General features: G+C 46.6%; 5 protein-coding genes. All 5 read right to left on the bottom strand.

What is annotated here, in order from left to right; genetic code table 11:
* Window positions 1-144: 144 nt before the first annotated feature.
* On the bottom strand, window positions 145-276 hold the full coding sequence (locus IQ270_RS31490; protein ID WP_228056707.1) for a D-galactonate transporter: 132 nt from the start codon (window positions 274-276) through the stop codon (window positions 145-147).
* Window positions 277-638: 362 nt separating this feature from the next.
* Window positions 639-5,198, bottom strand: coding sequence for a PAS domain S-box protein (locus IQ270_RS25920; protein WP_193976039.1), 4,560 nt, complete (start codon window positions 5,196-5,198; stop codon window positions 639-641).
* Window positions 5,199-6,100: 902 nt separating this feature from the next.
* Window positions 6,101-7,084 (bottom strand): malate dehydrogenase, encoded by a 984-nt coding sequence (gene mdh, locus IQ270_RS25915; protein ID WP_193976038.1) that lies wholly within the window; start codon window positions 7,082-7,084, stop codon window positions 6,101-6,103.
* Between the two features lie 144 nt (window positions 7,085-7,228).
* The gene (locus tag IQ270_RS25910) at window positions 7,229-7,444 is read right to left on the bottom strand and encodes an NAD(P)H-quinone oxidoreductase subunit O (RefSeq protein WP_193976037.1); all 216 of its coding nucleotides are present in this window, start codon (window positions 7,442-7,444) and stop codon (window positions 7,229-7,231) included.
* A gap of 175 nt (window positions 7,445-7,619) precedes the next feature.
* The coding region (locus IQ270_RS25905) for a DNA-formamidopyrimidine glycosylase (RefSeq protein ID WP_228056706.1) at window positions 7,620-8,266 on the bottom strand (647 nt) is incomplete at its 5' end.

Raw genomic sequence — 8,266 nt, 5'->3', positions numbered from 1 at the left:
TTAATCTGCGTTAATCCCTTGTCATCTGCGGTTAAGGAATTATCTTTTTTTTACCGCAGATGAGGGCAGATTAACACAGATTAACGCGGATGAATTAGATTTATTTTGGTTGACTGTTGACTGTTGGCTGTTGACTGTTAACTGTTAGTTGTTAGTTGTTATTGGGAATTGAGAATTAGAAATTGGGAATTCGCAGCAAGTAACCAATAACCAATAACCAATAACCAATAACCAATAACCAATAACAACTAACCAATAACCAATAACAACTAACAACTAACCAATAACAACTAACCAATAACAACTGACTAATCTGCGTTAATCTGCGTTAATCCCTTGTCATCTGCGGTTAAGGAATTATCTTTTTCTTTACCGCAGATGAGGGCAGATTAACACAGATTAACGCGGATGAATTAGATTTATTTTGGTTGACTGTTGACTGTTGACTGTTGACTGTTGACTGTTAACTGTTAGTTGTTAGTTGTTATTGGGAATTGAGAATTAGAAATTGGGAATTCGCAGCAAGTAACCAATAACCAATAACAACTAACCAATAACAACTAACCAATAACAACTAACCAATAACAACTAACCAATAACAACTAACCAATAACAACTAACAACTAACAACTAACAAATTAACAGCTAGCTTTCAGCGGAATCTCGATCGCAAATTCTGCACCTTGTCCGGGCGAAGAAGTACATTTCAGCGAGCCTTTATGTCTGTCGGTAACAATTTGATAGCTAATTGACAAGCCCATCCCAGTGCCTTTTCCCACAGGTTTAGTAGTAAAAAATGGGTTAAAAAGCCGAGTGCCTACAGTCTCTGGTATTCCCGGCCCGTTGTCAGCAATCCGAATCGTCACTCGATCGGGTTTGGACATTTCAGTTTTGATAGAAATCATACTAGGATTTTGCCGCATCTCGTCAGCATTACGCCGCATATCCCTTTCTTCCAAAGCATCTAAAGCATTGCTCAGAACATTCATAAATACTTGATTTAGCTGTCCGGCATAACATTCTACTAAGGGCAACTTACCGTACTCTTTAATCACCTCAATTTCTGGCTGATTGTGTTTGGCTTTGATCCGGTGCTGCAAAATCATCAGAGTGCTATCTATGCCGTCGTGAATGTTAACTGCTTTCATTTCTGCTTCGTCCATGCGGGAGAAGGTTCGCAGAGATGCTACAATTTGCTGAATTCTGTCTGCACCGACTTTCATTGAGGAAAGCAGTTTTGGTAAGTCTTCCATCAGAAAATCGAGTTCAATAGTTTCTACTTCCTCTGTAATTTCCGGGACTGGATCTGGATAGTGCATTTGGTAAAGTTCGATCAGGTGCAGCAAGTCTTGAGTATATTCATTAGCGTGGCTGAGATTGCCGTAAATAAAGTTAACTGGGTTGTTTATTTCGTGGGCTACTCCTGCGACGAGTTGACCGAGAGATGACATTTTTTCGCTTTGAACTAACTGCGATTGAGCGCTGGTTAATTGCTCCAATGTTTGCTCTAGTTCGCGAGCTTTATTGCAAGTTTGGGTGTAAAGATCGGCTTGATTGAGGGCGATCGCCAATTGAACTGTAATCGCTTGCAACAATTCAACTTCGCTGTCGCTCCAAGGCCGCACAGAACTGCTGTTGCAGCAGCTAATTGCACTTATTACCCCGGAAAGCGCCTGCATGGGGATGACTAATACAGATTGGTAGCCCATTGCTCCAACTGTTTGTTTCCACACAGGATCGGCGACTGTTTCGACATCATCCACCCGCAGCATTTCCATCCGCAAGATTTGTGATCCAACAATACCGAAATCTGAAGCTTGATAGCCACCTGTGAAATCAGGAAGTTCCCGGAGGCGAGATTCTTTAATTATCTCCCAGCAAGGCTGTTCTCCGCCGTCGCGGTACCAGGCAAAATTGCAGCGATCGATCTTCAGGAAAGCGCGAATTTCCTCAACTGCGACTGTAATAATGCTGTCGAAGTCGAGGGAGTTGCGGATTTGAGCGGTGAGAATGTTGAGCAATTTTTCTCGCTCTGCCTGCTGCTTGAGTTTGGCTGACGATCGCCTCAAGCTAATTTCTGCTAGCTTGCGATCGGTAATGTCTTCGGTAACAGCTAATAGATATTGCGGTTTGCCACCAGCATCAAGTATTGATGTTTTTTTTGTGTGAAATATCCGCGATTCTCCTTTACCGGTTTCAATCTCTTGTTCGCTTATTTCTACAGTTTGACCGTTGTCAAGAACTTCTCGGTCTTTGGCGCTGAAAACATTAGCTTGTTCTGTTGGGAAAAGGTCGAAATCATTTTTGCCTATAACTTCTGGTGCAGTGAAACCGAGCAACTCTTCGGCGACTGGGTTCCACAGTACAAATCGCAGTTCTTCGGCTTCCTTGGCAACCACTGCTACGGGTATGGTTTTGAGCACTGATTCCATAAAGTTTTGAGTGCGTTGCAGTTCGGCTTCTGCCTGTTTGCGATCGCTAATATCTCGGACGTTGGCAATGATGTTAACATTGCCGTTGAGATGGATTTTGGACAGAGCAATTTCTGCATCAAAGGTTGAACCGTCGTTGGGACGCTTGGCTTTCCATTCCACGCGACCTGTTTCGCCGACCAATACTCTTTGCCAAAGTTTTGCCATTTGTTCGAGAGAATTGCCGTCGGTAGAATAGTCGTTTTTAATTGATAACTTTGTTGCTTGTTCCTGGGTCACTCCGTACATTTCTAACATTCGATTGTTGACATCGATAATGTTGCCGTCTAAATCGTGAATTAAGATAGCGTCGTAGACATTATTAAAGATGGTTCGCAGGTTTTGCTCGGAAACTTGCAGCGCTGCTTCTGCTTGTTTGCGATCGCCGATTTCTTGTTCTAACTGAGCGACTGCTTGGGAAAGTTCTGCCGTGCGATCGCTCACTCTGTCTTCTAACTCGGCTGCTGCTTGCCGCAGGGCTGCTTCGGCGGCTTTGCGATCGGTAATGTCGATCGCCGTGCCGAACAATTTTAGCACCTTGCCGCTGGCATCGGTTTCGGCGCGGCCCAAGGCATTGAGATGCCGCGGCGTGCCGTCGGGACGGTAAAAGCGGTAGTCAAAATCAAAGGGAATACCGAAGTCAAGCCCTCGCTGCACTTCCGTCCTCCACAATTCCAAATCTTCTGGATGGATCAGAGCGACTTGTTCTGCTCTAGTGGGTGCTGTGGAAGTCGGTTCGAGTCCGAAGATGCGGAAGAGTTCTTCAGACCAAGTGATGGTTTCGGTGGCTGTGTCGAGTTCCCAATTGCCGACGTGGGCGAGTCTCTGGGCTTCTTTGAGCTGCCGCTGGCTTTCGCGGATGGCGGTTTCGGCAACTTTGCGATCGGTAATGTCGAGCAATACGCCGCAAAATACAATTTCGCCGGTTTCGCTGCGGGTGGGCGTGGAGTCGCCCTGCCACCAGCGAATTTCGCCGTTTGGCTTGACTAACCGCGCTTCGTAGTGCCAGGGAGAGACATTTTCGACGGCTTCGTTGACGCAAGCGATGAAGCTTTCCAAGTCTTCGGGGTGGACGCGGGAAATGAATGTATTGATGTCTCCCATGATTTCTGCTGCTGTGACGCCGGCGATATTTTCGATGCCATCGCTCATGTAGTCCACTCTCCACACTCCATCGCGGCTGCAAAATTGAAACAGAGTTCCGGGGATGGTGGCCGCGATGGTTCGGAACTTGGCTTCGCTGGCGGTGAGGGCGGCAAAAGTCTGGCGCAGTTCGGCGGTGCGGGCTTCAACTCTGCGTTCTAGTTCGGCGTTGGCGTGTTGCAACGCTGCTTCTGCCCGTTTGCGATCGGTAATGTCGGTGGCTGTACCGGTGGTGCCGAGGACGTTTCCGCTGTCGTCGTGCAGGGCGATCGCGTTGAACATCAAATGTTTGATGCTGCCGTCTTTGGCGATTTGGGTGGTTTCGTGCTGAAAAACTGATTCTCCCCGAAGCAGGCGGGCGAAAACTGCTAAATCTTTCTGGCCTTGTTCTGGTGTCACAAAGTCGGAGAATAATCTACCGATCATTTCTTCTGGTTCGTAACCGTAGATGTATTTAACTGCTGGGTTGACGAAGCTGTAGCGCCCAGTTCCATCCACAGACCAAATCATGTCTTGGGAGGTTTCTACCAGGGTGCGGTATTTGGTTTCGCTGGCTTTGACGGCTTCTTCTGCTGCTTTGCGTTCCGTCATGTCCCGGGAGACGCCGACAGTCATTGTGACTTGGCCGTCTTGATTGCGGATGGGTGTTTTGACTGTACTAAACAGCCGCACTTCTCCGTCGTGTCGCACCACGGGTTCTTCGGGAATTTGCAGAGTTTGTCCGGTTTCAAATACGAAGGTGTCATCTTTGATGTACTGGAGGCTATGGTCGGGATCGGCGAAAGGTGCGTCTGTGATGCCTTCAAGTTCCTGTTCGCTCATGCCGTAATAATTGCGGAATGCTTGATTTGCCCAGACGATTTTTGATTGGGGGCCTTTGACTAATACCATATCGCCGATCGAGTCGAGGATTTGGTGATATTTTTGCTCGCTGTCGCGGAGTTTCTGCTGGGCCAATTCGATTTCTGCTATTTGTCTCTGGGTTTGCAAGTGCAGTTCGGCCTGATAAATTGCAACTGCTAAATGGTCGCCTACTTGTCTGGCAAATTCAATTTCGTCTTCCTGCCAATCGCGGGGTTGGCCGCAGGAGTGAATGCACAGCAATCCCCACAAATGTTGTCCTTGCAGTAGGGGTACGACTAAGTTGGCTCTGATTTGAAATCGCTTGAGGATTTTGAGGTGGCAGGGGCTCAACCGGGCTTTGTAGATGTCGGTGACTGCTTGAACGTATCCTTTGGCGTAGTTTGCTGCAAATTGTTCGCCGAAGCAGTGGTCGTGGACTTTTGTTCCTAGGGATGGGCTGTATTGGGGAAGTACGTCTTCTGATACGACTTCGCCGTCGTTCCATTGGGATTCGGGAATGAAGCGGTAGACGGCGACTCGATCGGCATTTAGGAGTTGGCGGACTTCGGTGGCTGTGATTTTGAATATTGTGTCTAAGTCTAGGGATTCGCGAATTTTGCTAATGACTCCCATCAGTGCTTGCAGCTTTTTGAACCAGGTTTGAGACTGCATTTCTCTTTCTAGGTGAGCTAGCTTTTCGCGCAGGTTGGTTACTTCTTGATACAGGTATTGATGAAACATAATGCTATTTTTTTAGTTGTTTTGCGGTTTGGTGTCGAGGTTGATTGCATCCCTATATCGCTCTGCAAGTTGAGCTTGGTAAATCACAAGGGCAAACGACAAATTTTCCTGTTTCTCCTAGCACTTAGCAGCCACTGACGCTGCATTTCCGTATTTTTTCTAGATTGGGAGGTCTTCGAGCCAGCATCTTAACTTCGGTATATTTACTGAGAAAGCGGGCGATCGATGATTTGCTACTGCATAAATTGTCAATTATTGAGAATGATACTCACAAAACTTACGTATAAACCCGGCTGCTCAACCCGATCGCCTCACGGGAAGTTCTGCACGTGGCAACCTGAAACGGGGTTCGATCGCCCGAGGGCTGGCAACGTCTTAACTAATTGTCACATTTTTTTCAGATTGCCTTCTGTTCTAATTGTCACCCTTTTATTATGACTGCAAATTCGAGCGATGGTTTCCTGGGTTTTGTCATCGAATATCCTGTCTGGAGCGCCTCTGTTAAAATTTGTTTCTAATGTAGCCGATCGGCTTTTCTCTAGTTTTGGGTTATACTCGATTTATCTATTATCAGTGATCTTTTATACGCTTTTGGGGGCAATCCGAGCTTTTCGATAATTTTGCTGGCACTTTAGTTGTTTTATATTATCGGTTTTATTTGTTAAATTGATTACAATATGCCAGACAAAGTTAGATTAAAGTTCGATCGCTCTTGGACACCGCAGATGCTCCCCAAAAATCAGCTTTGAAACCATCAAAAGTCAATCACTTTCAACTTTGATTACTGACTATTCTTACCTCCTCCAATTCTGACTTCTGACTCCTGGTCTTAACAAAAAGACTTTTTCAGCAAGCCATACTTACTTAGGCGTTATTTTTTTGTACTTTCTGTTGATTTGCTATTATTTGCTTGCCGGAGCAGTTTTTAGGATTTTTCTAGCTTCCTCAATACTTTGCAAAACCCGTTTTCCCGAATCAATAAAAGCTGCTTTTTCGGCATCAGTGAGTTCGAGTTCTAGTATTTGTTCGATTCCTCGATATCCCAAGCGGCAGGGGACTCCTAAAAAAATATCTTGCACGCCGTATTGACCGTGCAAATAAACCGAGCAAGGTAAGAGTCTAGACTGATTTAATAAAATAGATTCTACCATCAAACAGGCAGCAGATGCGGGTGCAAAATAGGCACTACCTGTCTTCATTAGTCCGACAATTTCTGCGCCCCCGTGGCGAGTCCGATGTACGATGCGATCGATCGCCACAGCATCCATAAGCTGACTAATGGGAATACCGTTAACAGTAGAATAGCGGGGCAAAGGAACCATTAAATCGCCGTGAGAACCGAGGACAGTTGCATTGACTTCAGCAATTGAAACGCCCAATTCCATGGCAATAAAAGTTTGAAAGCGGGCGGAGTCGAGAATTCCCGCCATCCCCATGACTCGGTGTTTTGGTAAACCGGTAGCTTCCCACGCTAAATAAGTCATGATATCTAGGGGATTTGTGACTGCGATTAAGATTGCTTCGGGGGAATGGGCGATCGCGCTTTTTGCCGCTTCGGTAACAATTGCAGCATTGATTTTAATTAAATCTTCGCGATTGATACCGGGCTTGCGCGGGACTCCGGCGGTAATTACTATAATGTTTGAGTTAGCAGTATCTGTATAATTGTTTGTACCGACAATTTGGCGATCGTGGCGTTCGACACCCCGGGCTTGCATCAAATCCAAAGCAACGCCCTGCGGCCAACCCTCAACAATATCTAGCAATACTACATCTGCCAGATTTTTCTCGGCAATTCGTTGGGCTAAGGTACTGCCAACTTTGCCTGCACCAATAATTGAAACGCGGGTTGATGGAGAATTTAGAGATGGGATGGGAGAATTCATGCGATTTTAGATTTTAGATTAACTCTAACTCGTTCCCAGCCTCTGCCTGGGAACGCAGATCCGGAGGCAGAGCCTCCAATTTCCTTTGGCGAGGCAGAGCCTCTGGACAGGGGTTTCCAGGCAGAGCCTGGGAACCAGTTAATGTTAGTTAAAATCTTCGAGTTGGTCTACCCGCAGCCAAATATTCGGAGTGGGCACTTTGCCAAATTTGACGAAAGCATAGTCGCCGCGAACATCGAGCACTTCACCTTTTGTTTCAAATATATAGGAGGAAAAGCGCCCATCGCTGGCTTTGGATTCCAAACTATTTTCCAATTTTTCGCGCACGGCGCGGACTATGCTACCTTTTTTGATTGCCATGACTTGCTCTGTTTAGTTTAAAAAACTATACAAATTTTAATACTGATTTGCCGTTAACGGTACTTTTCCTTTTTCCTTCTGACTGTTAACGCAATGGTGACTTCTGAATTCTGACGAATGCTCAATCATTCATCCGTGTATCCCTGTCAAAATTCGCGTCGTGCCTTCCTTCTGCTTATTTCTGACACGCGGGGCAATAATGAGTCGATCGCCCTGCTAATTTTATCCGTTCGATCGGTGTAGAGCAGGTGCGGCAGGGTTGGCCTTTGCGGTTGTACACCCACGCGACACCGCCGTAGTTGCCGTTGACGCCTTGGACGTTGAGAAAATTGCTGAAAGTGGTGCCACCGGAGGCGATCGCTTTCTCTAAAACTTGAATAATAGCTGAATGGAGGCGCCCAATTTGTGGCGCTGTCAAATCGGCACACAGAGTAGTGGGCAAAACTCCCGACAAGAACAAAGTTTCGTCTGCGTAAATATTGCCCAAACCCGCTACCAGTGACTGGTCTAGCAATGCTGTTTTAATCGGTCGCACCCGCCGGTGCAGCTTTTGGGCGAAATATGCGATCGAAAATTCTGCTGAAAACGGTTCCGGGCCTAACAGTTTGAGGCCGGTGATAACGCTAGAAACTTCGGTTTCCCGGGGCACGTACCACATTTGCCCGAAGGTGCGCTGGTCTACAAACCGCAATTCTTGATTTCCCTCAAGGAACAACCGCACTCGGGCGTGTTTGGGGACGGGTTCGGATTGATTCACCCACAGCAGTTGTCCGGTCATCCGCAGGTGGACACCCAACCAGCCAGTTTTGGAGGGCAGAAGGG

It is taken from the genome of Microcoleus sp. LEGE 07076 (genome assembly GCF_015207455.1).
In the GTDB taxonomy this organism is placed as follows: domain Bacteria; phylum Cyanobacteriota; class Cyanobacteriia; order Cyanobacteriales; family Microcoleaceae; genus Microcoleus.
The sequence above is the reverse complement of the archived record's forward strand: the minus strand, read 5'-3'. Positions and strand labels throughout refer to the sequence as shown.

Bases quoted from the DNA above. Each gene is read 5' to 3' on its own strand.
- mdh (WP_193976038.1), bottom strand. From the start codon at position 7,084: ATGAATTCTCCCATCCCATCTCTAAATTCTCCATCAACCCGCGTTTCA.
- IQ270_RS25920 (WP_193976039.1), bottom strand. From the start codon at position 5,198: ATGTTTCATCAATACCTGTATCAAGAAGTAACCAACCTGCGCGAAAAG.
- IQ270_RS25910 (WP_193976037.1), bottom strand. From the start codon at position 7,444: ATGGCAATCAAAAAAGGTAGCATAGTCCGCGCCGTGCGCGAAAAATTG.